This is a genomic window from Hymenobacter translucens, assembly GCF_020685205.1.
Lineage (GTDB): Bacteria > Bacteroidota > Bacteroidia > Cytophagales > Hymenobacteraceae > Hymenobacter > Hymenobacter translucens.
Genome location: NZ_JAJERB010000003.1, coordinates 631,481 through 655,395, shown reverse-complemented (window position 1 = coordinate 655,395; position 23,915 = coordinate 631,481). Strand labels below are relative to the sequence as shown.

At 62.7% G+C, this 23,915-nt stretch carries 24 protein-coding genes; 5 read left to right on the top strand and 19 right to left on the bottom strand.

The features are described 5' to 3' along the window. Nucleotides 1-20 precede the first annotated feature (20 nt). The 4 genes from LJY25_RS09900 to LJY25_RS09885 all read right to left on the bottom strand — a co-directional run bounded on the left by LJY25_RS09900 (nucleotide 21) and on the right by LJY25_RS09885 (nucleotide 3,005). Complete coding sequence (locus LJY25_RS09900; RefSeq protein WP_227608165.1) at nucleotides 21-977, bottom strand: alpha/beta fold hydrolase; 957 nt, start codon at nucleotides 975-977, stop codon at nucleotides 21-23. Nucleotides 978-1,012: 35 nt separating this feature from the next. Continuing rightward, the gene (locus LJY25_RS09895) at nucleotides 1,013-1,528 is read right to left on the bottom strand and encodes a DUF2867 domain-containing protein (protein ID WP_227608164.1); all 516 of its coding nucleotides are present in this window, start codon (nucleotides 1,526-1,528) and stop codon (nucleotides 1,013-1,015) included. Nucleotides 1,529-1,645: 117 nt separating this feature from the next. Further along, the gene (locus tag LJY25_RS09890) at nucleotides 1,646-2,512 is read right to left on the bottom strand and encodes a hypothetical protein (protein ID WP_227608163.1); all 867 of its coding nucleotides are present in this window, start codon (nucleotides 2,510-2,512) and stop codon (nucleotides 1,646-1,648) included. Between the two features lie 37 nt (nucleotides 2,513-2,549). Further along, nucleotides 2,550-3,005, bottom strand: coding sequence for an ABA4-like family protein (locus tag LJY25_RS09885; RefSeq protein ID WP_227608162.1), 456 nt, complete (start codon nucleotides 3,003-3,005; stop codon nucleotides 2,550-2,552). 281 nt (nucleotides 3,006-3,286) lie between these two features. On the opposite strand from LJY25_RS09885, the gene LJY25_RS09880 reads away from it, so the two are divergent. Further along, nucleotides 3,287-3,997 carry a hypothetical protein gene (locus tag LJY25_RS09880; protein ID WP_227608161.1) on the top strand — a complete coding sequence of 237 codons (711 nt, stop codon included), beginning with the start codon at nucleotides 3,287-3,289 and terminating at the stop codon, nucleotides 3,995-3,997. An 83-nt stretch (nucleotides 3,998-4,080) separates the two neighbouring features. Here the strand turns inward: LJY25_RS09880 and LJY25_RS09875 are convergent, their stop codons facing one another. The 9 genes from LJY25_RS09875 to LJY25_RS09835 all read right to left on the bottom strand — a co-directional run bounded on the left by LJY25_RS09875 (nucleotide 4,081) and on the right by LJY25_RS09835 (nucleotide 14,898). Beyond that, on the bottom strand, nucleotides 4,081-4,467 hold the full coding sequence (locus LJY25_RS09875) for a hypothetical protein (RefSeq protein WP_227608160.1): 387 nt from the start codon (nucleotides 4,465-4,467) through the stop codon (nucleotides 4,081-4,083). Between the two features lie 116 nt (nucleotides 4,468-4,583). After that, nucleotides 4,584-6,758: a dipeptidyl peptidase 3 gene (locus tag LJY25_RS09870; protein ID WP_227608159.1), complete on the bottom strand. Its 2,175-nt coding sequence runs from the start codon at nucleotides 6,756-6,758 to the stop codon at nucleotides 4,584-4,586. A gap of 241 nt (nucleotides 6,759-6,999) precedes the next feature. Further along, nucleotides 7,000-8,136 carry an AMP-binding protein gene (locus LJY25_RS09865; RefSeq protein WP_227608158.1) on the bottom strand — a complete coding sequence of 379 codons (1,137 nt, stop codon included), beginning with the start codon at nucleotides 8,134-8,136 and terminating at the stop codon, nucleotides 7,000-7,002. Between the two features lie 467 nt (nucleotides 8,137-8,603). Beyond that, nucleotides 8,604-9,401, bottom strand: coding sequence for a PhzF family phenazine biosynthesis protein (locus tag LJY25_RS09860; RefSeq protein ID WP_227608157.1), 798 nt, complete (start codon nucleotides 9,399-9,401; stop codon nucleotides 8,604-8,606). A gap of 141 nt (nucleotides 9,402-9,542) precedes the next feature. Next, complete coding sequence (locus tag LJY25_RS09855; protein ID WP_227608156.1) at nucleotides 9,543-9,899, bottom strand: DUF6370 family protein; 357 nt, start codon at nucleotides 9,897-9,899, stop codon at nucleotides 9,543-9,545. Nucleotides 9,900-10,015: 116 nt separating this feature from the next. Beyond that, complete coding sequence (gene menB, locus LJY25_RS09850) at nucleotides 10,016-10,840, bottom strand: 1,4-dihydroxy-2-naphthoyl-CoA synthase (RefSeq protein WP_227608155.1); 825 nt, start codon at nucleotides 10,838-10,840, stop codon at nucleotides 10,016-10,018. A 141-nt stretch (nucleotides 10,841-10,981) separates the two neighbouring features. Continuing rightward, entirely contained in the window at nucleotides 10,982-12,883 is a 1,902-nt protein-coding gene (menD, locus tag LJY25_RS09845) for a 2-succinyl-5-enolpyruvyl-6-hydroxy-3-cyclohexene-1-carboxylic-acid synthase (protein ID WP_227608154.1), read from the bottom strand. A gap of 327 nt (nucleotides 12,884-13,210) precedes the next feature. Then, entirely contained in the window at nucleotides 13,211-14,449 is a 1,239-nt protein-coding gene (locus LJY25_RS09840) for a chorismate-binding protein (protein ID WP_227608153.1), read from the bottom strand. After that, the gene (locus LJY25_RS09835; protein WP_227608152.1) at nucleotides 14,446-14,898 is read right to left on the bottom strand and encodes a hotdog fold thioesterase; all 453 of its coding nucleotides are present in this window, start codon (nucleotides 14,896-14,898) and stop codon (nucleotides 14,446-14,448) included. Before LJY25_RS09835 ends, LJY25_RS09840 begins: the two co-directional genes overlap by 4 nt. An 81-nt stretch (nucleotides 14,899-14,979) precedes the next feature. Between LJY25_RS09835 and LJY25_RS09830 the strand changes: the two genes are divergently transcribed. Continuing rightward, entirely contained in the window at nucleotides 14,980-15,597 is a 618-nt protein-coding gene (locus LJY25_RS09830) for a histidine phosphatase family protein (RefSeq protein WP_227608151.1), read from the top strand. 203 nt (nucleotides 15,598-15,800) lie between these two features. Continuing rightward, on the top strand, nucleotides 15,801-17,534 hold the full coding sequence (locus LJY25_RS09825; RefSeq protein ID WP_227608150.1) for a pyruvate dehydrogenase complex dihydrolipoamide acetyltransferase: 1,734 nt from the start codon (nucleotides 15,801-15,803) through the stop codon (nucleotides 17,532-17,534). Between the two features lie 201 nt (nucleotides 17,535-17,735). Here LJY25_RS09825 and LJY25_RS09820 read toward each other — a convergent pair whose 3' ends face one another. Then, nucleotides 17,736-18,323: a hypothetical protein gene (locus LJY25_RS09820; protein WP_227608149.1), complete on the bottom strand. Its 588-nt coding sequence runs from the start codon at nucleotides 18,321-18,323 to the stop codon at nucleotides 17,736-17,738. Between the two features lie 195 nt (nucleotides 18,324-18,518). Here LJY25_RS09820 and hslV point away from each other — a divergent pair, with 195 nt between their 5' ends. Both hslV and LJY25_RS09810 read left to right on the top strand, forming a co-directional pair. Continuing rightward, on the top strand, nucleotides 18,519-19,058 hold the full coding sequence (hslV, locus tag LJY25_RS09815; RefSeq protein WP_227608148.1) for an ATP-dependent protease subunit HslV: 540 nt from the start codon (nucleotides 18,519-18,521) through the stop codon (nucleotides 19,056-19,058). Between the two features lie 148 nt (nucleotides 19,059-19,206). Beyond that, the gene (locus LJY25_RS09810; protein WP_227608147.1) at nucleotides 19,207-20,178 is read left to right on the top strand and encodes a deoxyhypusine synthase family protein; all 972 of its coding nucleotides are present in this window, start codon (nucleotides 19,207-19,209) and stop codon (nucleotides 20,176-20,178) included. A gap of 81 nt (nucleotides 20,179-20,259) precedes the next feature. Here the strand turns inward: LJY25_RS09810 and LJY25_RS09805 are convergent, their stop codons facing one another. From LJY25_RS09805 to LJY25_RS09790, 5 genes are all read right to left on the bottom strand, one after another. Then, entirely contained in the window at nucleotides 20,260-21,201 is a 942-nt protein-coding gene (locus LJY25_RS09805) for a DUF3667 domain-containing protein (protein WP_227608146.1), read from the bottom strand. 117 nt (nucleotides 21,202-21,318) lie between these two features. Continuing rightward, nucleotides 21,319-22,176, bottom strand: coding sequence for a DUF3667 domain-containing protein (locus LJY25_RS09800; RefSeq protein WP_227608145.1), 858 nt, complete (start codon nucleotides 22,174-22,176; stop codon nucleotides 21,319-21,321). A 156-nt stretch (nucleotides 22,177-22,332) separates the two neighbouring features. After that, entirely contained in the window at nucleotides 22,333-22,461 is a 129-nt protein-coding gene (locus tag LJY25_RS21250; RefSeq protein ID WP_262908709.1) for a hypothetical protein, read from the bottom strand. 313 nt (nucleotides 22,462-22,774) lie between these two features. After that, entirely contained in the window at nucleotides 22,775-23,239 is a 465-nt protein-coding gene (locus LJY25_RS09795; RefSeq protein ID WP_227608144.1) for a hypothetical protein, read from the bottom strand. Between the two features lie 88 nt (nucleotides 23,240-23,327). Then, complete coding sequence (locus tag LJY25_RS09790; RefSeq protein ID WP_227608143.1) at nucleotides 23,328-23,870, bottom strand: 2'-5' RNA ligase family protein; 543 nt, start codon at nucleotides 23,868-23,870, stop codon at nucleotides 23,328-23,330. Nucleotides 23,871-23,915 lie beyond the last annotated feature (45 nt).

Below are 23,915 nucleotides of genomic sequence, written 5' to 3'. Positions count from 1 at the left end.
GAAGCGGCGGAAAAGGAAGTTTACGCTTTGCGCGGCAGCTTGCTGATAAAGGTCCGCACGGCCTGATTAAACTCCGTGGGGTTTTCCAGCATCGGGTAGTGCCGGCCGGGCAGCACCACCACCTGCTGCCGGGCAAACCGGAAAGACTTGTAGTGGTCGGGCCCGGTGATGTAGTCCTCCTTGCCCGTCAGCACCAGCACGGGCATGGTCAGGCCGGCCGTGCCCTCGGTCTGGTCGGCCACGTAGGCGCCGGGCGAGCGGAACACGAGGCTGCCGAACTCCTGGTTGCGCGTTGTGCCTTTCGTAGCCCGGCCCACGCGCGCGGCGGTCGAGTCGTGGGCGTACTGCACCTTGTTGTAGAGACCCTGCTGGTGCAGCAGGCCCATTACCATTCCCCAGCGCTGGGGCAGGGGCGTGGCCGGGTCCAGGGGCGGGCGGGTGGCGGCGGGCAGCACGCCGTAGCCATAGGTCGTAAACGTCTCCATCGTGGCGGGCAGGTTCAGGATGCAGTTCGATAGAATCAGGGCCTGTACCCGCTCGGGGTGCTTTTTGGCGTAGGCCGTAGCCACGATTCCGCCAAACGAGTGCGCCATCACCACCCACTTGTCGAGGCGGAGCTGCTGGCGCACTTCTTCCAGGTCCTGCACCTGCCGCTCCAGGGAGTAGTCTTTTTTAGGGTCGCTGGCCGAGCGGCCGCTGCCGCGCGGGTCGAGGTAAATCATCTGCAGCTTTTCCTCCAGGGGCTTGCCCGCCAGGGCCTCGTAGGCGTAGGTGCCGGCGCCCGGTCCGCCCGGCACCAGCACGCAGGGCAGCCCCGAACCGGAGATTTTAACGTACAGGCTTACCCCGTCGGCCGTGGTAACCGCCGGGGTGCCGTTGGTTAGCGCACCTTTCCTTTGGGCCGCGGAGGGAAAGGACAGGTGCAGGGCAAAAAGCAGTCCGAAGAGGAAGAGCAGGGGGCGCGAAATAAAAAGCATGGCTTGGTAGAAGAAACGAATAGAAGCTGGAAAGATCAGGCAGAAGGAGACGACGTCCGGAACGAGTGGCGCAGCAGAGCCGGTACCACCAGGTGGTGAAAAAGCCGGACGAGCGCAAAATACAGGGTTCCGAACCAGTTGTGAAACCATACGGCCGTTGAAACCACTACCTCGGTGCCCTCCACCAGTACCGACACCCGAAAGTCAAGGTGCCGGTCGTTCTGCCCCAGCACTACTTCCTGCTGGCTAACGGAATAGACCCGAAAAGGCCCCACGATGGCATTCGGAAGCAGGGCTGCGCTGGGGAGGACCGCTTTATCTGCCGGATACGTACGCAGGCCGAACGGGCGAACCAGGGTGTCGCGCAGGCGCATCAGGGCGCCGACCCAGGCTGGCGAGCTGCCGAACAGCTGCCGGCCAGCGGCTTCCGCCGAGTCCACGCCGGAGCATTTCACCCGGTAGGCATCCACGTAGCCGGCCCGGGGGTGGGCGAGTCGGAGCGCACTGTTTACGGGCAGGGGGCTGGCGGTAACGACTGGCAGTTGTGACATGGGCACAAGGTTAGGAATTACGGTTGACTGAAAGGCTGACTGCTCCGGCCACTTTTACATGGGGCATCCGGAAAGGCCGGTGGGCGGGCTAGCGTAAGCGGGCGGCCGCTCCCTGACCTAGCGCAGCGCCAGCAGGGGCAGGCCGGACACGGCGCGCCAGTAAAGCAACCCCACTGCCCCGGCGTACAGCAGTGCGAACAGGAAAATAGCCAGGGTTTGCGCGGAGCGGGTGAGGTTGGGCCGCCAGCGCGCCAGTAGCCAGCCCGCCAGAGGCAGAACCTGCAGGGCGTGCAAACCCAGGAAGTGTGCGGCCCGCAGGTCGCCGTAGCGGGTGCTCCAGCCCAGAACGGGCAGGCCGGGGCCGCCGTCAGGGGCTCCCACGGTGTGGCCCATCCGGCTGACCATGCTGCTGCCCACGGCGCTGCCCACCAGAAACAGCAGCAAGCCCAGGCGCATTCCCCACACGTAGGCAGCCGGGCCAAAGGGCCGGTAGCGCAACATCAGCACCAGCGCCCAAAGCAGCAGACCAGTGCTCAGCGTAATGAAAATGCCCATTACGCCGAAGATCATCCCGTCGAAGGCCGAGCCCAGGTTGAAGTGCGACGTGGTGCCCCGGGCCGCCTGAATGAAAATGCAGACAATCTCGACTACCATGCTCAGCGCTACGCCCCGGCTGATCCAGCGGACGGCCCGCTGGGCGGCCCCCGGCAGGTCGGCCAGCAGCCAGGCCAGGCTCCAGAGAAAGACAATGCCGGCCAGCGCAAACTTGATAGGCTTGATCCACACGTTCAGGCCGGTTACGGTTCGGTCGTCGAAGGGCAGCAGCAGGAGCGCGGCCAGCAGCAGGGGCACGTGCACCCACCCGCCCCACGACAGTGCCGGGTTGCAGCGGTGCAAAACCAGCAGCCAGCTGCGCAGACCGGATGGCGGATCAGCTTCAATCGAAGCCGGGGACTGGGCCAGGGAAAGCTCAAGCGTTTTCATAAGGCAAGGCGTTAAGCGTGATTGGATTTTGCAAGGATCAGGCGGCCGTCGTCACGCGGCCGGCCGGGTTGAAGAAGGTTCGTAGTCCGCAGTAAAGCAGCAGCCCGATGGGACCGAGCAGGAAAGTGAGCAGCAGGGCCGGCACCAGCAGCATGTGGGGCAGGCCCCGGCGCTGGGCGTCGCGCACCTGCCAGGCTCCCACCGCGAGGTCGAAGCAGAGGTAGTGCACCCAGCCCGCCAGCAACGCCCACGGGTCGCGGAACAGCGCCGCCACCTCGCTCAGCGAGTTAAACCCGCCGGTGCCGCCCGCCGGGCTCAGGTAGTGCCAGCCAATGAGCAGCAGGTACAGCAGCGCCAGCAGCAGGGGCAGCGCGCCGCTCAGCACCAGCCGCCGCGTGCCTAGCCAGCGGGGCAGCAGCACCAGCAGCACCCAGCCCAGCGTGGCCAGGGCACCAGCCAGCGAAAACAGAAAGTCGGGAGTCAGCGAAGTCATAACCAGCAGTAGAGAGGACCTAAAAGTAGGCTGACGGCCAGGCGGGGCCTACCCAAAACCAGGCGAAGCGGAGCCCTGCCGGGGTGAACCGTAGCCGGAGCGGGGTGAGCTGACCTGGGAATGTGCCGACGCTAGAAGAAGGAGCTGGTCTTAACGCCGGCACCCCCGGGGTCCTGGCCTTGCCCCGACCAGCTGTTCCCCCGGGGTCATCCGACCCCTAATCCCCACTAAGCGGCACTGCTGCCACCAACCTCCCTTGCCGCCATGCGTAGGCGTAGTTCGTGCGTGCCCTGCTACTCCGGCTTGTTTTAGTTGCTTCCCTGCTGGCCGGGGCTGGCCACGCCATGGCTACCGGTGGCCGGCTCGGCCTGGTTCCCGACGATGATACCAGCCGGGTGTGGCAGCCCCACCGCCGGCCGGTGTTTCAGTTTGACAACCGCTACTCTATTCTCACGCACCGGCTTGTGGGCATCTACGGGCTCAAGCTTGGGCTGGAATGGCGGGGCCGGTGGCGGGCCGGGGCCGGCGGCTACCTGATGAGCAGCGGCATCCCGGCAGTGCGTCCGGTGCCGGCCGAGCTGCCGACCGGTTCGGTGGCCGAAGACCGGCTGCGCTACGTGGTGGGCTTCGGCGAATACGTGCTGGTGGGTACGCCCCGCTGGGAGGTTAGCCTACCGCTACAGGTAGGCGTGGGCACCCACTTTTCCCGCTACATTCTGCCCGACGGCAGCCGGACCAACTCCGAAAAGACCGTCATCTGGCTGCTGGAGCCCTCGGTATCGAGCCACGTGCGGGCGTTTCGGTGGTTTGCCGTGGGGGCCGGGCTGGGCTGGCGGCAGCCCGTGTTCGTCTCCGGCGAGCTGCAACGGGAGCTCAACGGACCCATCTTCTACGGCCGGGCCAAGCTCTTTCTCGGCGACCTGTACAAAGTGGTGCGCGGTCGGCAGCGGCTGTTCAGCCAGCAGGGCCTCGATCAGCCTTACGGCAATTAACGAAACCGCCCGCTCCAAACGCAAAACGCCAGCCCTTCCGGAAAAGAGGCTGGCGTGGTGGGTAACCCGATAAAGGCCGATTGCTAGCGCGGTCCGGAGGCCGTGGTCAGGCGGCGCAGCATAATGTGGGTGGTCTGCTGGTTTTTGTTGCCGTTGGGCAGGGAGTAGATCTGCACCACTTCCCAGCCCAGCTTGCCCATGTAGTTGAGCGTGCTCAGCGGGGTGCTCAGGACCTCGATTTTTCCGACCTCGCGCTTGGCCATGTCACTGTCGCTGAACTTCTCGAAGCCGAAGCCAAAGTCCACGTAGATGTCACTGCCCTTGGTGTTGGTCGGGTTGAGCAGGTTGTCGGTCTTGAGCAGCTCGCAGTACTCGTAGCGCGGGCTGGTGCCATTGGTTGTCTGCGCGAAGCTCAGGGCGGGGAACGCCAGCAGGCCGGTCAGCAGGGCAGGGAGGAGAAGTTTTTTCATAAGGGGGAAGGTTGCTGATTGTTAATGCTGATTGTTGATTGCTGGGAGGGTATGGTTGGTCGTTCTGATACGACCTGAAACAATCCGCAATCAACAATCAGCAACTAACAACGAGTCTAGTTCACGTTGGGCAGGTACTTGTACTTACGGCCGTAGTCCAGCATCTGCTGAGCAAAGTCGGAAGGGTATTCCACGCGCACGTCCACGATTTTACCCTCGCGCTCTACCGGCACCAGGCGGGGCTGAATAAAGCCGGCGTAGGGTGCGATGTTGAGCTTCTGGTAGCGGGCCAGCACTTCCTTGTGCAGCACGGGGTCTACTTTCACACCGTAGGTTTCAATCAGGTTTTTGGCCGCGTTGTAGTCGCCCTCACTGGTGATGCGCTGGGTTTCGCGCAGCAGCTGTCCGAACAGCACCCGCAGGCGGGCGTAGTCGTTGACGCGGAAAAAGGTTTTGCCGTCGCGCACTACCTTTTCAATCACCTTGTCCTTCTGGCCTTTCTCGTACGCCCACTTGGCCACCATCTGCCGGTTGCGCATGTGGGCTTCCTCGATGGATTCGCCTAGGGGCAGGCGGGTCAGCTGGGCCATCAGGCCGTTGCGGATATAGCTGTCGTACTGGGTTTTGCCTACTTCCAGGGAGGGCATCACGCCCAGCTGCACCAGCTTGGGGTCCATCAGGTAGTAGAGGGCTACCAGGTCGGCGCGGCCTTCCTCGATGGCAGAGTTGTAGCTTTTCAGGGTTTCCTTGGTAGTGCCCACGCCTTTGTTGATCTGACCCGAGGCGTGCCCGATTACCTCGTGCATGTCGGTGTGCAGCTTGCCGGCCAGGCCGGCGTGCTTGCGGGCGCGCTGCTTTTCCTCGTCGGAAAACGCAAACTCGTCGAGCATGCCGCCCGCGTCGGCCTTGCCGTTGGCCTCCACGATGTTGCCCAGGTTGACCGACTTCGAGCCGTGCTCCTTGCGAATCCAGGTGGCGTTGGGCAGGTTGATGCCGATGGGCGTGGACGGGGCCGCGTCACCAGCTTCTACCACCACAGTAATAACCTTGGCGGTGATGCCCACCACGTTTTTCTTTTTGTGCGCCGGCAAAATGGGCGAGTTGTCCTCAAACCACTGCGCCTGGTCGCCGATGGCCTTGATCCGCTTGCTGGCTTCGATGTCCTTGAACGATACCACCGACTCGTAGGCGGCGCGGTAGCCCAGCGGGTCGCCGTACGTCTCAATGAAGCCGTTTACCACGTCGGTGCGCGACTGCGTGTCGCGCACCCAGGCCACGTTGTACTCGTCCCAGGTTTTCAGGTCGCCGGTAGTGTAAAACTTAATCAGCTTGCTCAGCGCGGCCCGCTGCTGGGCATTCTCGGCCACGTCCACCGCCTTGCCCAGCCAGTAGACGACCTGCGTCAGCGCGCCGCCATACAGGCCGCCCACCTTCCAGACCCGCTCCGAGATGCGTCCCTGCTGGTCTTTTACCAGCCGGGAGTTGAGGCCGTGGGAAATGGGGCGCAGGTCGGCCTTGTTGATTTTCTTGGCGTAGAACTCCTCGGCTTCCTTCTGGGTCACGCCGGAGTAGTAGTTGTTGGCTGAAGTCGTGAGCAGATCCTGCCCGGCCGTCTGATTAACGCGCTTGGCGGCAATGTTGGGGTCGAAGATGATAGGAAGCATCGTGGTCAGGAACGAGCCTACCGACTCGCCCGACTCCAGCGGCAGGGTGCTCGAATCCACGCTTTTCACCAGGTCCCGGAAGTAGTCCATGGTGCACTCCGGCACAAATTTGCGGGTGGAGTAGTGGTGGTGAATGCCGTTGGAAAACCACACCCGCTTGGTGTACACATTCAGCTTGTTGGCCTGGTCGATCAGCTGGGAGTTCGACGTGCTGCCGAGCTTTTCCTGATTGGCAGCCCAGATGGCTTCCAGGGTGCGGCGCACCCGCAGGTTATACTTGTAGTTCTGGTCGTAAGCAATGTCGCGCCCGCTCAGGGCCGCTTCGTAGAGGTAGTAAAGCAGCTCTTTCTGCCGGGGCTCCAGCGTTTCGAAGCCGGGAACCTGGTAGCGCAGCACGCGCAGGTCGGCAAACTGCTCACTTACCACCTGAAATGGCTTGGCGGGGTCCTGGGCTGCTTCGGCTGCCGGGGCGGGGGCAGCAGCGGCCGAAACAGCGCCGGCATTCATGCTTTCGGCCGAGCTCGTGGCCACCGGGCTGCTTTCGGCCGGGTTAGCGGAGCGGGCACAGGCGCCCAGCAGCTGAGCGGCCACCAATAGTGCCGTGGCCGTGCTTGTTGTTTTAATCATGAAAGGCAACAGGGAATAGAAACAGAGGGTGGAGCAAGGTGGAATGCAAAGCAACGGCTTTTTTTACACTCTTGACTGAAAACAAGTTAGCTGCCGTCCGGTACCGGCCGGCACGGGGTTGCGGACCGTGAGTACGCATTTCCGGGGCAGACGTTGGCTCCGGCCGGCCAGCCCGGGCAGGGAAGCGAAACGGAGGGCCGGTACCGGTAGTATGTCCCCGGAGCCCGTACCCCCTGCCCGACTAGTGGTTGCCCGTCCACCGGGGGGCTTTGGCGATTGAGCGAATGGTCGTGAGGCGGTCGAGCTTGCCGGAAGCAGTGGTGCGGAACTGGGGCACGTACACCAGCTCCCTGGGCCGCTCGTAACGCTCCAGGCGCTGGTCCAGCAGCACCTTCAGCTGCTGGGCCTGGGTTTCCTTCAGGGGCTGTCCTTCGATAAACGCCGTTACCTGCTCGCCCAGGCGGGCATCGGGGCGGCCCGCCACGAAGGCCCGCCGGTCAGGCATCCCCAGCTCGGCCAGGGCCACTTCCAGCACCTGCTCTACTTTTTCGGCCTGCACTTTCACGCCCCCGGAGTTAATCACGAAGTCGGCCCGGCCCAGCCACTCGAAGGTATGGGCATCGATAAGCCGGATCCGGTCATTCGTAGTAATAAGCTTGTCGTCGGTGACGTCGGCGCGCACCGTGAGGCAACCCCGGTCGTCCTGTCCGATTTTGATGCCGGGCAGCACCCGGTAGTGGGGCGAGGCGTCCGGACCGTTGAGGCGGCGCAGGGCAATGTGGGAGGCCGTTTCCGTCATGCCGTAGGTCTGGTACACCGGCACGGTCAGCACCTGCAGGGCGCGCTCCAGGCTGCTTTCAACGGGCGCTCCACCCACCATAATAGCCTTCATCTGATTAAGGCGCTCGGCGTGCCCGGCCGTCAGCACCGCCCGCAGCTGCAGGGGCACGAAGGAGGCAAACGTAAATTCCGCTTCGGGCGGCACCAGCGCCAGGGGGTCGGCGTGGGGCTCCACGATGGTCAGGTGCATGTTCAGCGCCAGTCCCCGCACCAGCATCATCTGGCCGCCGATAAACTCGCAGTTCAGACACACCAGGGACCGGTCGCCGGGGCCCAGGTCGAAATAGTCGCCGGTGCGACGGGCACTGGCTTCAAGCTGCCGCCGCCGCATCCGGATCAGCTGGGGCGCCCCGGTGGAGCCGGACGTGCGGTGGCTGAACTCCAGCGCCCCGTTCAGCCACTGCCGGCAGAAGTCCAGCACCTTGGCTTCGTACCCGTTCACCTCCACCGGACTGCGGTAAGGGTACTTCCGCAGGTCGGCATAGTGGAATTCATTGCCGTTGAGGAGAAGGGAGGTGGGCAGCAGGGGCGTGGACATACGGAAAAGCGGAATGGCGCGGGGCAAAGATTCAAGGATACAACCAGAACGGCATACGAAGCTCCCGCGGGAAAGCTGGGCAAAGCCGGTTCGGCCTGATTTCAAGCCGGATAAAGTCGGGTAGCGGCCTACTGCTGCTGCCCCTGCCACCCGCCTGCGGCAGGCGAATGTCCGGGGGGCAGGCAGTTTTCGCTTATTAATGATGTGCCCCAGGTGAAGGAGAGACCAGTCAACAGATGCGCCAGCAGGCACCTCACAGACGTCTCTTTCACCAAACCTAAAACCGGAAACTCATCAGCGAGAGCACGTTGATCCGGGCTGGCAAGCGACTCGTCTGCAACGCGGAGGGCGTTGTCAACCCTGTAGATCAGCTCCTGCCGGGATACGCCTTTTACCGGGACCTCGGGCTCTCTGTTCTGACGTAGCCGGTTTAGATTTTTCGTTAACCGAGGGGCAAGGCCGGCTGACTATGCTTTGAACTGTCCTTCAAACGTAACCACCGCTTCGCCGTAAATCAGGACCTTGTCCGCCAGCAGCTCGGTTGTCATCATGCCGGTTCTGTGCGAAGACTGGAAGGCTCTCAGCCGGCTCTTGTTGAGCTTCAGTGCCCAGTACTTCGTCAGGAAAGTTTGTACTCCGCCGGTTACGGGGTCTTCATTTGTGCCCGCCCAGGGCCAGAAATACCGGTAATGAAAGTCGAATTCATCGTCGGGGGACCGGGCGGTAATCAGCACCCCGTTGATGCCACTGTAGGAAGCCACTAACGCGGGAAAGTCCGGCCGTAACCGGGCCAGCCGGGCGGTGTCGGCAATCTGAAGCAAGATAATCTTGTTTTTGGGGCTGTACCGGCAGTCAAGGGCTTCAACGATACCAAGGGCATCCAGCATCGGTTGCGGTACCTCTGTTTCCTGGGTATCGTAAACCGGAAACTGCATGACGATCTTCCCTTCCCGCTTCGTGATCTGCAGCTCAACGCCTTCCGTGTTCAGGAAGCTGATTTCTTCCAGACTTGTCGTGTCGAAGAGAATTTTTGAGGAAGCCAGCGTAGCGTGGCCACACAGCGGAATCTCCTGCTTGGGCGTGTAAAATCGGATGCCGTAGAAACCCTCCGCCTGCGGTCTGATAAATGCAGTTTCTGAAAACCCGATTTCAGTCGCTATGCTTTGCATCGTTGCGCTGTCCAGTTTCTGCTTAACGATACAAACGGCAGCCGGATTTCCTTTGAACTTCTGGTTTGTAAAGGAGTCGACGAAATAGGTCTTCATGCCAAATTGATTTGTGGCCGCGAAGCGTACGCGGTGAGAGACCTGCAATGGCCGCCAGCTGCCAAGAAAGGCCACCAAGCCCTGGTACGCAAGTATGCGCCATCAATTCGACTGCTACCTGGCGCTGGCGTCGCGCCCGTGCTACTTTGCCTTTACCGCATCCGGCAGCAGCCGGAAATAGGTAGCCTTGAACCGATTGTCTACCAACTCGCCCTGCACCTCGGCCTTGCGAATCGTCTGGCAAAGCCCGTCGGGGGCGTGCGCGTCGCCGTGGGAGTCAACCGTGGTGCCGTCCACGAAGTAGGCCTTGCCGTCGAGGCGCACGGCCAGGTCGCAGCTTTGGCCCGGCAGCCCCAGCCTGCACTGACCGCAGGAGGCGTCAACTACCATCGTCTTTTTCCCGGCGTCGGGCGAGTTAATCGAGCTAGTCGTGCCCTGCTGGGCATAGGCCGCGGCGGTCGGCAGGCTTAGCAGGAGAATCAGGATGAATTTCATCATAATGCTGGTCGGGATGAACGTAACTACTACCAGGTTAGCAGCATTTTGTTAGCCGGAAAACAGAGCAGCCCGCCCATGTAGGGCGGGCAGCTTGTCTACAGAGCTACCGCAACGGCTTACGGGAACTTGGGATACTTGTCGAAGTCGGGCTTGCGCTTTTCGATAAAGGCATTGCGGCCTTCCTTGGCTTCCTCGCTCAGGTAGTAGAGCAGGGTCGCGTTGCCGGCCAGCTCCTGGATACCGGCCTGCCCGTCCAGCTCGGCATTAAACGACGACTTGAGCATGCGCAGCGCCAGCGGGCTTTTCTCCAGAATCTTGCGGCACCAGGCCACGGTGGTTGCCTCGAGCTTTTCCAGCGGCACCACCTTGTTCACGAGGCCCATGTCGAGGGCTTCCTGGGCGTCGTACTGGTCGCACAGAAACCAGATTTCGCGGGCCTTTTTCTGCCCCACTACCCGGGCCAGGTACGAGGCGCCGAAGCCTCCGTCAAACGAGCCGACTTTCGGGCCGGTCTGCCCGAAGCGGGCATTTTCAGCGGCAATGCTCAGGTCGCAGACCACGTGCAGCACGTGCCCGCCCCCAATGGCCCAGCCGGCCACCATGGCAATGACGGGCTTGGGTATCGAGCGGATCTGCTTTTGCAGGTCGAGCACGTTCAGGCGGGGCACGGTGTCCTCGCCCACGTAGCCCCCGTGTCCGCGCACGCTCTGGTCGCCGCCCGAGCAGAAGGCCTTGCCGCCTTCGCCGGTCAGGATGACCACGCCGATGTCGGTGCGCTGCCGGCAGATGTCCATCGCCTCAATCATTTCCTCCACCGTGAGCGGGGTGAAGGCGTTGTGAACCTGGGGACGGTTGATGCTGATTTTGGCGATGCCCTCGTGAAAGGAGAACAGGATTTCGCGGAATTCCTTGATCGGTGTCCAGTTGATTTGGTCGGCCATAAGCGTGGGGTTATTCAGTTGTTCGTTGTTTGTTGTCAGTTGTCCGGGAAAGTTGTTCTGACAACAAACAACTGACAACGAACAACTAAAAAATCAGCGTCGGCTTCGCGAGGCCTTGCTCTACCTCGCGAAACCTTGCGCTCAAAGGGCACTACGCACCGCAGCGCGGTAGTGCTCAAAAAACGCGGCGTTGGTTTGGCTGTCGGTAAATACTTCCAGCAAAGCCGCGCCGCCGGGTGCAAAGAAAGTGGGTAGCGCCGATTTCAGCTCCGCAAAGGAGGAAACCGGCAGGTAGCGCAGCCCGAAGTCCCGGGCGGTATTCTCGGCCGTCAGGGGCTGGCGGGTCTCGAAAAACTCCTCCAGCTCGGGCTGCTGGCGCGGGCCATCAATCATGCGGAAGATGCCCCCGCCGTGGTTGTTGAAGAGCACCACCCGCAGATTCGGCACGGGGTAGTTGTGCCAGAAGGCGTTGCGGTCGTAGAAGAAAGCCACGTCCCCGGTCAGCAACACTACTGGCCGGTCGGGCTGGGCCAGGGCGGCGCCCACGGCGGTGGAGTTGCAGCCGTCGATGCCGCTGGTGCCGCGGTTGGCAAACACCTCGATCCGGCGGTTGCCGGGCAGGCCGATAATGTTGGCGTAGCGCACCGCCATGCTGTTGGCCAGGTGCAGCGCGGCGTGGTCGGGCAGGAGCTGCAAAACCTGGTGAAAGCCGCTAAACTCGTTGAACGGCTGATCCGCTTGCCCTAGGAATTCCTGTAAGAAGCCTTTGGCCCAGCTTTCGGCTTTGTACCAGGGCGTGGCGTAGCCGGTTTTGGCCTTTGCTTCCTGCTCGCTCAGGCCCCGGCCCAGGGCGGGCCACGTCAGCCGGGCCGGCGCGCCGGAAACCGGACGGTCGGCCGGAGTAGCGGCGGTAGAAGCCACCTCTGTGCCTGCCGGGCTGACGTATTCCGATTCTGCCGCAGCGGTGTCTTCCGCCGAAATCGACCCGCCTAAGGGAGCATTGTCGGTGGCGACGAGCTGCTCAAACAGCCAGGCTGGGTCGACGCGGATGATGCGGGTCAGGCTCTTGAACGTGTCGGCTACCGGCCCGGCCGCCTGGATGTGCCAGTGCTGGGCCGGGGCCGCCTCGCGCAGGTAGAGCTTCAGGGCCTTGGAAATCAGGGACTGCCCGAAGGTAATGAGCAGATCGGGGCGAAGGGGCGCCTTCAGTCCGGGTACCGACAAAAACACGTCCTGGTGCCCGATGGGCGCCGTGCGCTGGTCGAAGCTGTGGCCGGTGGGCTGGTGCACGTTGGCAATGACGTCGCCCACGACGGGAATCTGATAAGCGGCCGTGAACTGCCGCAAGGCCAGTAGCAGGCCATCGTCGTGCGGGTGCTGACCGGCTACCACGAGTACCCGGGGCGTTTGCCGGAGCGCATGGCGCAAGGTCACCAGCTCCGGACCCGGCAAAACCCGCTGCCCGGCTTCCTCCCGGATCACCTTTACCGGCTCGTAGCGCAGCGCTTCCCCGGCCTTGGGGTAAAACGGCTCCCGCAGCGGCACGTTGATCTGCACTGGTCCGGCCGGAAACTGCTGAGCCAGGTTGATGGCTTCCGATACCAGCCGGGTCGAGTGCCACTGGGCATCGGCATGGGTGAGGTCAGCGGGAAAAGTAAACGTTCCCTTCGCGTGGGCGCCGTACAGATCGGCTTGGCGGATGGTCTGCCCGTCGAGCTGGTCAATCCACTCCGGGGGACGGTCGGCGGTGAACACGACAAGGGGAATGTGCTGGAAATAGGCTTCGGCTACGGCAGGGGCGTAGTTCAGGCCCGCAGTGCCGGAGGTGCAGACCAAAGCCACTGCCCGCTTTTGGGCCTGGGCAATACCAAGTCCGATAAAGGCGGCGGCCCGCTCGTCGGGCACCGTGCGCACCGTGATTCGGGGGTGGCGGGCAAAGGCCAGGGTAAGCGGCGCGCAGCGGGAGCCCGGCGACAAAACCACGTCGGTAATGCCCAGCTGGGCGCAGATTTCGGCGATGTTGTGAACGGACTGCAGCGACATGAGAAACGAAAAAGTCGGTACCGGTTTACGCACCGGCGGGCGAGGCGAACGGGAAGAAAGCCGGAAAGGACGACAAATGTTTGGCTTGAGCAGTGACTGCACCGGTTGGGCTTCACCTAGTAAAAAGTTGGAAGCAGTCGTCTGACAAGTCCTAAAGCAAATATTTCTGTCCAAATTAACCAGCTGTCATCCTGAGCTTGCGAAGGACCTTATCCGGTTTGGACGACTGGCGTTAGAACGATTGAAGTAGCAACGACTCGTTCTGGGGTGGTAAGGTCCTTCGCAGGCTCAGGATGACATTTTGAGCAGTTGTGCTAAAAATGCGAGTTACCTGGCTTCCAGCACCGAGCCGATGGTCTGCATTTTCAGCTCGGTTTCCCGCCATTCCCTTTCCGGCTCGGAGTCGATGGTGAGGCCAGTGCCGGCGTAGAGTACCGCTTCCTCCCGCCGCAGCTGCAGGCAGCGCAGGTTTACAAACAGCCGGGACTGCCCGGCCTGGGGCAGGTTCACGGGGCCCAGGAAGCCACTGTAGTAGGCGCGGTCGTAGCCTTCGCGCTGGTGCAGAAACCGCAGGGCCGCCTCGCGGGGCATGCCGCCCACCGCCGAAGTCGGGTGCAGCAGGCGCAGCATGTCGGTAGCCAGGGTCGGGAAGGGCACCTGGCGCAGGTTCACGGCGAAGTCGGTGCGCAGGTGCAGCAGCTGGCCGGCTTCCACGGTGCGGGGGCCAGTTTCCTCGTACTCCCGCAGCCGCAGCTGCTTAAAGCAGCTCACGATGTAGCGGGCCACCAGGGCCTGTTCCTCAATGTCCTTCTGCCGCCAGATGGCCGTCCGCGGACTCAGACCCGGCGTCAGGGGCTGGGTGCCGGCCAGGGCCATGGTGCGGAACACGCCGTCGGCATCCACTTCCACCAGCACCTCGGGCGTAGCGCCCAGCCAGGTACCGGCGCCCGGCGCGCTCACCAACGACACAAATGCCCGGGGAAAGAGCGTCAGCAGCTGCTCGAAAGCGGCCAGGGCGTCGAACCCCGGGGGCAGGGGCCGCCGCGTGGCCCGGGAGCTGACCACCTTCAGTACCTGACCCTGCTCGATAGCCGCCACGCCGTCGGCTACCAGCGCCTCGTACTCCGCCCGGGTAGCGCAGTGGGGCGGGGTCTGGGGGCTTTCGTGCCAGCGCAGCGGGTCCACCGCGTTGGGGGCCGAAGCCAGGTAAGCATGCAGCGCCTCCAGCCGGGCCGCACTGCTGGGCTGGTGGGCAAACTGCAGCTCTCCGGGCCGGCTCAGGTCCAAGAGCACGTCGGCGGGCAGAAAGAGGGCGGGGTTGTGGTCGGAGTCGCGGAAGGGGAAAAAGGCAAAGCCGGCCGGGGCGCCGGGCTCCAGCGCCGGGGACAGTCCCGTCAGCGCGGCGTCGGCCGACAAGCTCATACACAGCTGGGGGGAGGCGGCGCCGGGCAGGCGCCACAAGGCTACCGGCAGGCCCGCGTGTAGGGCAAACGCCAGCAGCTGCCGGATCTGGGTGAGCGGGGCAGGAGCGGAGCCAGGCCAGGGCATCAGCACGGGCTCGGTCATGCCCTCGGCGCCGGGCCGGCCGGCAGGTCGATGACGGCCATGGTAATGCGGCTGATGCACACCAGCGCGTCGGTTTCCTCATGGGTGATGCGGATTTCCCAGACCTGGGTGGTGCGGCCCACGTGCACGGCCCGGGCCTCCCCCACGACGTAGCCGGAGCGGACGCCTTTGATGTGGTTGGCATTGATTTCCAGCCCTACGCAGGCCTGCTTCTGCGCATCCACTTGCAGCATGGCGCCGATGCTGCCCAGCGTCTCGGCCAGGGCCACCGAGGCCCCGCCGTGCAGCAGGCCCATCGGCTGGTGGGTGCGGTGGTCGACCGGCATGCGGCCTTTCAGCAGACGGTCCCCGACCTCCGTGATTTCCATTCCCAGGTGCTCACCCAGTGTGTTGCGGCACCAGGCATTGAGCTGGGCAAGGTCGGGCGAAGTGGGAGGGGCGGGGTTCATATGGTATCTTTGAACAGAAAAAACGACAGAGTGGCGCTGAAAACGCTATTTTGACCACCGGCAAACAAAACTAGCGGGAAATTGGCCGTCAAAAAAATATACCTGATCCGGCACGGACAAACCTACTTCAACGTGCGCGGCATCGTGCAGGGCAGCGGCGTTGATGCCCCGCTCAACGATGCCGGCCACGCCCAGGCAGCCCGGTTTCACGCGGCATACGGCCATCTGCCCTTCGATAAAGTCCACACCTCCACGCTGGTGCGCACCCACCAGTCGGTGCAGCCGTTTCTGGCGGCCGGCATTGCCCACGAGCAGCACCGCGCCCTCGACGAAATCAGCTGGGGCGTGCGCGAAGGCACGCACGTGACGGCTGAGGAAGACCGGGAGTACCACGGCATCCTGGAAGCCTGGCGCCGGGGCGAAACCCACCTGCGGATGCCCGGGGGCGAAAGTCCGGATGACGTGGCGGAGCGGCAGCGGCCCTTTATTGAAGTGCTGCGCAGCCGGCCCGAAGAGGAAACCGTGCTGGTGTGCATGCACGGGCGGGCCATGCGGGTGCTGCTCTGCCAGCTGCTCAACTACCCGCTCAGCTGCATGGACTCGTTCGAGCACCGCAACCTCTGCCTGTACAAGCTGCACTACACCGGCAGCATGTTCAGCGTGCGCAGCTTCCTCGACGTGCGCCACCTGGCCGACTAGCCCGCCTGTGCTTAGCCGCCCCGGCACGACCAGGCCGGTTCCGTACTATTTGGCTTTTGCGAAAGCGTAGCTGGCTGAGTTGCGGCAAAGTACCGCAGGGGCGAAAATTCGCTGAAAACACCACCGTTTCATTCGGGGGAGGATAGTTTGCGACACCGGATTTTCGGGCTAATTTTGACGCTCAACACAATTGCGACACGCTGATGGCCGAAATCATTAAAATGCCCAAGATGAGCGACACGATGACCGAAGGGGTCATTGCTGCCTGGCTCAAGAAAGTGGGTGATAAAGTTAAATCCGGCGACGTGCTGGCCGAAGTCGAGACTGACAAGGCCACCATGGAGCTGGAAAACTATGAAGAGGGTACCCTGCTGTATATCGGCCCGAAAGAAGGCGAAGCAGTGGCCGTCGATGGTATTCTGGCCGTGGTTGGGAAAGAGGGAGAAGACTTCTCTGCTCTGTTGAATGGCGGCGGTGCCGCCGCTGCACCCGCACCTGCTACGGCACCGGCCCCGGTGGCTGCCGCTCCCGCCCCGGCTCCGGTCGCGGCCCCTGCTGCTCCCGCACCCGCGGCTCCGGCCCCCGCTGCTGCCCCGGCCGCCCCGGCCAATGGCAAGCAGGCAACCGTGATTCGCATGCCCAAGATGAGCGACACGATGACGGAAGGCACCATTGCCTCCTGGCAGAAAAAGGTAGGAGACAAAGTAAAGTCCGGCGACATGCTGGCCGAAGTCGAGACCGACAAGGCCACGATGGAGCTGGAAAACTACGACGACGGCACGCTGCTCTATATCGGTCCAAAAGAAGGCGAGGCCGTCGCTGTTGACGGTATCCTGGCCATTATCGGCGAGGAAGGCGCCGACATCCAGGCCCTGCTCGGCGGTCAGTCGGGTGGCGCCCCGGCCGCCGCTCCCGCACCTGCTGCCGAAGCGGCTCCGGCGGCTGCCCCGGCAGCAGCTCCGACCACTGCAGCTGCCCCGGCTCCGGCCGCTGTGGCTCCGGCGTCCGGCAATGGCCGTTTGCTGGCTTCGCCTCTGGCTAAGCGCATGGCTAAGGAAATGAACATCGACATCAGCCAGGTGCGCGGTTCCGGCGAGAACGGCCGTATCGTGTCGCGCGACATCGAAGGCTTCCAGCCGGGTGCCGCCGCGCCTGCCCCGGCTCAGGCTGCCGCCCCGGCTGCTCCGGCCCCGGCGGCTGCTCCCGTTGCCGCTGCTGCCCCCGCCGCACCTACGCCGGCTGCCGCACCGGCCGATGGAACTTATACCGACACGCCGGTAACGCAGATGCGCAAAGTCATTGCCCGCCGCCTGTCGGAAAGCCTGTTCACGGCTCCCCATTTCTATCTGACGATGGAAATCCTGATGGACCGGGCCATGGAAGTGCGCACCCAGCTCAACACCCTGTCGCCGGTCAAGCTCAGCTTCAACGACCTCGTCATCAAGGCCGCTGCCGTGGCGCTCAAGCAGCACCCGGCCGTGAACTCCTCGTGGCTGGGCGACCGGATCCGTCAGAACCACGTGGTCAACATCGGCGTGGCCGTGGCCGTGGACGAAGGCCTGCTCGTGCCCGTGGTGCGCAACGCCGACGGCAAAGGCCTGTCGACCATTGCTACCGAGGTGAAAGAGCTGGCCGGCAAGGCCAAGAGCAAGAAGCTGCAGCCGAGCGAGTGGGAGGGCAGCACCTTCACCATCTCCAACCTGGGCATGTTCGGCATCGACGAGTTCACCGCCATCATCAACCCCCCGGATGCCTGCATCCTGGCCGTGGGCGGCATCAAGCAGACCGCTGTAGTTAAAGACGGTCAGCTGGCCGTCGGCAACATCATGAAGGTGACCCTGAGCTGCGACCACCGCGTGGTGGACGGTGCCACCGGCGCCGCCTTCCTGCAGACGCTCAAGAGCCTGCTCGAAGATCCGCTGCGGATGATGATCTGATTTTTAGAGTCTTAGGGTATTGGTTTTCGACCAACGAAACCCGCTAACACAGAAGCGCCTGCTGGATTATCCGGCAGGCGCTTCTCTTGTTATGGCCCTGCTGTTTGAGGAGGCGGTTTGGCGAACCAGGGTAACTGCCTTATTTTCTACTGTAACCCCAACGCTTGCCGCTTGAAGCCTACAGCTTGAAGCCCAAAACCCTTAGTCGCGGTGCCAGAGGCCGGCGCGCTTGGTCATGAAGCCGATAACGCCCTCGTAGCGGGAAATGTAGACGGCCGTGACGGTGTCGGTGGGGTGGGCCGTAATCGGGCCCCGGATGCGGCCCACGAACCGGTACTGGCGCCCGGCCAGGGTGGTATCCTCGGCCGCCATGCTGCCCGTGATGGTGGTAGCGTTGCGGTACGACTCGACATAGGTTTTGCGGCCGTTTTCGTGGGTGTTGATAGCGCCCCAGGCTACGCCGTGGTGGGAAACATTCACTTTGTTGGAGTTGCCTTCCAGGGACACGCTCAGCAGGGAGTCAGGGGCCGTATCTTCGATCCGGACATTGAGGACCTGGTAGTAGGATGTGCCTGTTCGGCCCGAGCTCGTCATCAGCTCTTCCCGGCGGCGGACGCGCAGGGTGCGCGTTTGCCCGGCACCGTTGCGAAACGTGAGCGTCTGGCCCTGCTCCCCGCGCAGCCAGTCGCGGGTGTAGCCGGGAATTTCGGATTCATCGAAGGAGTCAAAGAAATTTCCGCACGAGGATAGCAGCAAGGCCAGGGCGGCACAGGATAAGAATAGCTTCATGGATCTAAGGTAGGTAGAATAGAACCGGGGCGGGAAGGCGGCTTCGGGCCACCCGGGAGCAGAACTGCCTCTTTCAAAAGCCGAGTGGCCCGGCCGGGTCCAAACGAACCGTCCGCTCAGGTTCGGTTTCCGGAGCGGGTGGTGTAGCTTTGTACCCCGCCAGCAGACGGGTGTCCTCATTCCAACTACCGACTCATGACTAAAATCCGCTCTACCACCGTGCTTGGGGTTCGGCACAAGGGCCAGATTGCCCTCGGCGCCGACGGGCAGGCTACCATGGACAAGCACGTGGCCAAAAGCAACGTGCGCAAGGTGCGCAAGCTGCACGACGGCAAGGTCGTGACGGGCTTTGCCGGCTCTACCGCCGACGCGTTCATGCTGCTCGACAAGTTCGAGGAAAAGCTCGGCGGCTACGGCGGGCAGCTCCGCCGCGCGGCCATCGAGCTGGCCAAGGAGTGGCGCAAAGACCAGTACCTGCGCAAGCTCGAAGCCATGATGGTCGTCTGCGACAAAGACGAGCTGCTCATCATTGCCGGCACCGGCGACGTGCTCGAGCCCGACTCCGACGTGGCCGCCATTGGCTCGGGTGCCATGTTTGCTCAGGCGGCCGCGCTGGCGCTTAAAAAGCACGCTCCCCACCTCACGGCCCGGCAGATGGTAGAGGAAGCCCTTCACATTGCCGCCGACATCTGCATCTACACCAACCACAACCTGATGATTGAGGAGCCCGGCTAGGGCCGTAGTTGTGAGCAACCCAGCCGCAATGGTACGCTATGCAGAATCTTCGATATAGAAGCCCTGCCATGAACGATTTTCGGCTTTAAATTGATTGTAAACCGCACACCCCGACCAGGTTTTCTGGTCAACATTGTAACCCACTTCGATGACCGTAACCAACTTCCTCAAGCACCACTACCGCCACTTCAACGCTGCTGCCCTGATTGATGCCGCCGAAGGCTACAACAAGCACCTGGCCGAAGGCGGCAAGATGATGATTACCCTGGCCGGCGCCATGAGCACCGCCGAAATGGGCATTCAGCTGGCCGAGCTGATCCGTCAGGACAAAGTCCAGATCATCAGCTGCACGGGCGCTAACCTGGAGGAGGATATCTTCAACCTGGTAGCCCACGACTTCTACGAGCGGGTGCCCAACTACCGCGACCTGACGGCTGCCGACGAGCAGGCCCTGCTGGAGCGCCACATGAACCGCGTAACCGATACCTGCATTCCGGAAGAGGAAGCCATGCGCCGCCTCGAGCACTCGGTGCTCAAGTTCTGGGAGCAGGCCGACAAAGCCGGCGAGCGGTACTTCCCCCACGAGTTCTTCTACCAGATCCTGAAGTCGGGTGAGCTGGAGCAGTACTACCAGATTGACCCCAAGGACTCCTGGATGCTGGCCGCTGCCGAGAAGAACCTGCCCATCATCTGCCCCGGCTGGGAAGACTCTACGCTCGGCAACATCTTCGCCGGCCACGTCATTTCGGGCGACATTCAGAACGTGCACACCGTGCGCACGGGCATTGAGTACATGATCTACCTGGCCGACTGGTACACCAAGCAGGCCACCGAGGAAAGCAAGGTGGGCTTCTTCCAGATTGGCGGTGGCATTGCCGGCGACTTCCCGATCTGCGTGGTGCCGATGCTGCACCAGGATCTGGGCCGCACCTCGGTGCCGCTGTGGGGCTACTTCTGCCAGATTTCGGACTCGACCACCTCGTACGGCTCCTACTCCGGCGCCGTGCCCAACGAGAAAATCACCTGGGGCAAGCTGGGTCAGGACACGCCCAAGTTTATTATCGAGTCGGACGCTACCATCGTGGCCCCACTGGTGTTTGCCATGGTGCTGGGCCAGTAATTGCCGCTTAACACGTATAGAAAAGCCGCCGCTGGATTCCAGCGGCGGCCTTTTTCATTTCGGGCTGACGGCAAACGCGGTCTATTGATGCGCCGGAACCGTCCGGGGGGCGGGAGCAGGGGCCGATTTCGCCTGTTGCGCCTGTAGTTGCTGCTGTTTCCTGATGCTTTGCTTGATAGTGTCCCACTGCAGGCCCACGGCAACCATTCCGAGCAGCATAGGCGGGATAATAACTCCCAGCACGAAGGGAAAGAAGCCCCGCACCAGACGGCCGGCCAGGCTCAGGCCGGTATGGGCCAGCATGGCGCTATACGCCCAGGTAGCGTACCCAATGCTTATTACGCTGACTACGTAGGCTACTTTTTGAATTGCCGGAGTGCCGGAGTAGTAATACGACACGGGCAGGGAAAACAAAGTCAGGGCATTGCAGACAGCCGTAATAAATGCGGCAATGACGAGGCACTCGGCGTAGTTGTAGCCCCCACGGCGCAAAAACAGGCGCGCAAACCCGGCTATAACCGGCACCAGCCCCACATAGTACCAGCTCAGGTATTTTGACAGCGCTTCGATGGCCGACTTCTGCGTCTGCCACACGGCCTCGGGCATCGCAGGGTCGCGGGGAGGAAGCATGTCGATGTGCAGTACGGAGGCAATAAACGAGTACAGACCGGTCACGAGCAGCAGCAGGGACAAGGGCCGGAAGTGGTCGACCCGCTGCCCGGCCAGGTAGCTGCGAATGGTGGTTCCGGGACGCGTGACAATCGTGCGGATCGAGTACAGAATGCCTTTATCGACGTGCCACACCGAGTGCGGAATGTCGTGGAGCATGTGGGCCATCGTGAGCCGCTTGGTATGGTGCGCGTCCTGCCCGCACTTGCCGCAAAACCGGTCGGGAACGAGGTGGCCGCAGTTCAGGCAGGCAGTGGGTGCATGCCCGTGGGCCGGAGCATCCGTGGCCAGGCTGTGCACGGAGCGGGCCAGGGCGGGGTCAATGGTAACCGGTGAAGTAGTGGTTGACTGCATAGAGCGAGAAATATAAGGAGGGATAGGACCGCCCTGAAATAAAGACAGTTAATCGAGAATAGCAAGCCGTGGAGCCGGCCTTACAGAGTAGCATACTATCCAGGGAGCCGGTAACAACTACCGGGGATGAGCCACGGCAGGCGCCGTCTTCTGCCGGACCAGGGCCGTAAACTCCTTCCGGTTTACCAATACCAGGATGGTCAGAGCCGCTGCGAGGGTAATAAAGTAGGTGCTAAGCGTGGCCGCCAGCCCGCGCAGGTAGCGCCCGAACGTCGAAAGGCCGAAGGGTTCCAGCAGGCTGGCATAGGCCCAGGTCTTGTACCCAAACGAAACCAGCAGCACGCCCATCATCAGCTGCTGCCCGCCTCGGGTGCCATTGAGCAGGTACAGAAACGGCAGGGCCAGCAGGGCAAAGAAGTGAAAGGTGCCCGTCACGAAGCAGGCAATGGTGATGTACTCGGCGTAATTGTAGCGTGCCCGGCGCAGAAACAGCCGGAGCACCCCCGCCGAAAGCGGCAGCAGCAGTACCGCAAACCAGTTGATGTACTTTGAGAAGAAAGCCAGAAACCGCTCCTGCACGGCCCGCAGGGCCGGTGGTACCGCCGGGTCGGCTACGTTGTAGGGGCGCAGGCGCAGCACGACGTAGCACAGCGTGATAAGTCCGGTAATCAGCAGCAGGTAGGAGAGGGGCCGGAAATAGGGAGCCCGCTGCCCCGCCAGGTAGTTGCGCAGCGTAGCACCCGGGCGGCGCAGCATCTGCTTGAGCGTGTAAGGCAGCCCCCGGTCGACGTGCCAGATGCTGTGGGGAATATCGTGCAGCCAGTGACCCAGCGTGATGCGGTGGGTGGCTGCGGCCTGACCGCACCGGGCGCAGAACTGGTCGTGCAGCGGCTGGCCGCAGTTCAGGCAGGCCGCCGGGGGGTGGGCCTCCGGGGCGGGATGGGGCGTCGGAACCGGTGGGGCGTAGCTATCCATCAGATTGAATCAGCGGCAGCGCCGTACCCAAGCCAGGGTCCCGCCCGCTGCCAAATAGATGCGGCAGCAAGGTAGGCGGACAAACCGGCTTTTTCTACAGCCGCTTCAAAAGCAGGAGGTACAGGCGAGCAAAGCTACTGGCCGGGCAGCCAAGGCTTAGTGAAGCCGGGAAACGGGCTTGTTGGTTTTGTACGCTTCCAGACTGCGGCGCAGGGCCATCAGCACCGCGCTGTACTGGGGCGCGGTCGTGGTCCGGACTTCCAGAGTCTGTAGCTGTGCATCCATCAAATGGCAGAATTCCTCCCGCGAGAAACGGGGCTTTGGAACTGATTTTCGCACGGAATGGAAAAAGGAAAGGCAGTGGGCGGGAAGATGGCAATCTTAACCAGGCCGGCTGAGGGAAGCAGCCCCTGGCATAACGCTGTAATAATAATTAATTAACCCAACAACAGCCGGCAAAATTCAACTTCGCATCTCTTCAGACGACTCTACCAGCACAGCCCGGCTGTTCGCAACAGGCGGGGCAGGCTCTAAGGTATACAAAAAAGCCGACCCGCCGGGTGGGCGGGTCGGTGAATGCGGTGGGCAGCGGGGCCGGTTACAGCCGGAACAGGGGGCGGGCCGGGTTCCAGACTCCCCACGGAATCATGAGCAGCACCAGCACCAGGGCAATCAGAAACCAGATAAAGGCTTTCTTGTGCTTGACAACCGGGTCAGCTGCTTTCTTGGACAGGGTACGCCCTACCTGGGCCGCTATTACGGCCAGCACCATGGCCGCAATGTGCTCCACGCCCCAGAAGCGTCCGGCCGGGTCTTTCATCACGGCGCCGCCGGCAGTTTCAAAGGCTTTCATCCCGAATGGGCTCAGTCCGAAATACAAAATCAGGCCCAGCAGCATCTGCAGGTGCATCGAGCCGATAAAGGCGGCGCCCATGCCGTTGTCGGCCCCGGTGAAGGGACGGCGGCCCTGCCAGCCGCTAAAGGCCCGGAACAAAGCAATCAGACCGAAAAGGAGGACCAGCCAGCGCGTCCAGGAGTGCAGGATGAGTACGGTGGAGTACATAGCAGTTGGGTTGATGAGCGGGTAAAGGTCGGGTACGGGGCGGAAACGGCCACATCACCCACCGAAAAAAAGCCGCTGCCTGCCGGGCTTAGTCGCCGCCGGTAAACGCAAAGGCGTCCTCCCGCACGAACTGCTCCCCGTGCCGGCGCAGAATCGTGATGTTGTCGATTTCCAGCTTCAGGTTAAAGGTCTGCTGATTGAGATACGTCAGCACCGGGCCCAGCAGCTCCGGGGTGGTGTCGTGCAGGGCCAGGGAAACGTGGGGCAGCCAGCACTCCGGTCCGCTGTACTTGTCGGTGCGCAAACACAAGGGAGCCGTGGCGTCGAGCACGCGGTGGTGCAGGCGGTTAAGGGCGTCGGAGCGCAGCACCGGAATGTAGATAACCGGGTTGGGGCCCGGAAACAAGCCCAGCCCCGTGGTATGGGCCGTGAACGGCGCGGTGGTGCTGGCCACCCGGCGCAGCGCCGACTTCAGGGCCGGCAGCTTGGCTACGCCGGCCAGCTGGTAGGTGATGTGCGGATCGGGGGTGGCCTGCACGTCGTCGAGGCCGAACTCCTTTTCCAGGCTCTTGATGATACGGTTGATGCGGGCCGCGTTGGGGGCAATCAGCAGGGAGGTAATGGCAAGCATAGGTTGCTTAACTGTCTGCGGGCCCCGGGGGTTGGCAAAACCGGC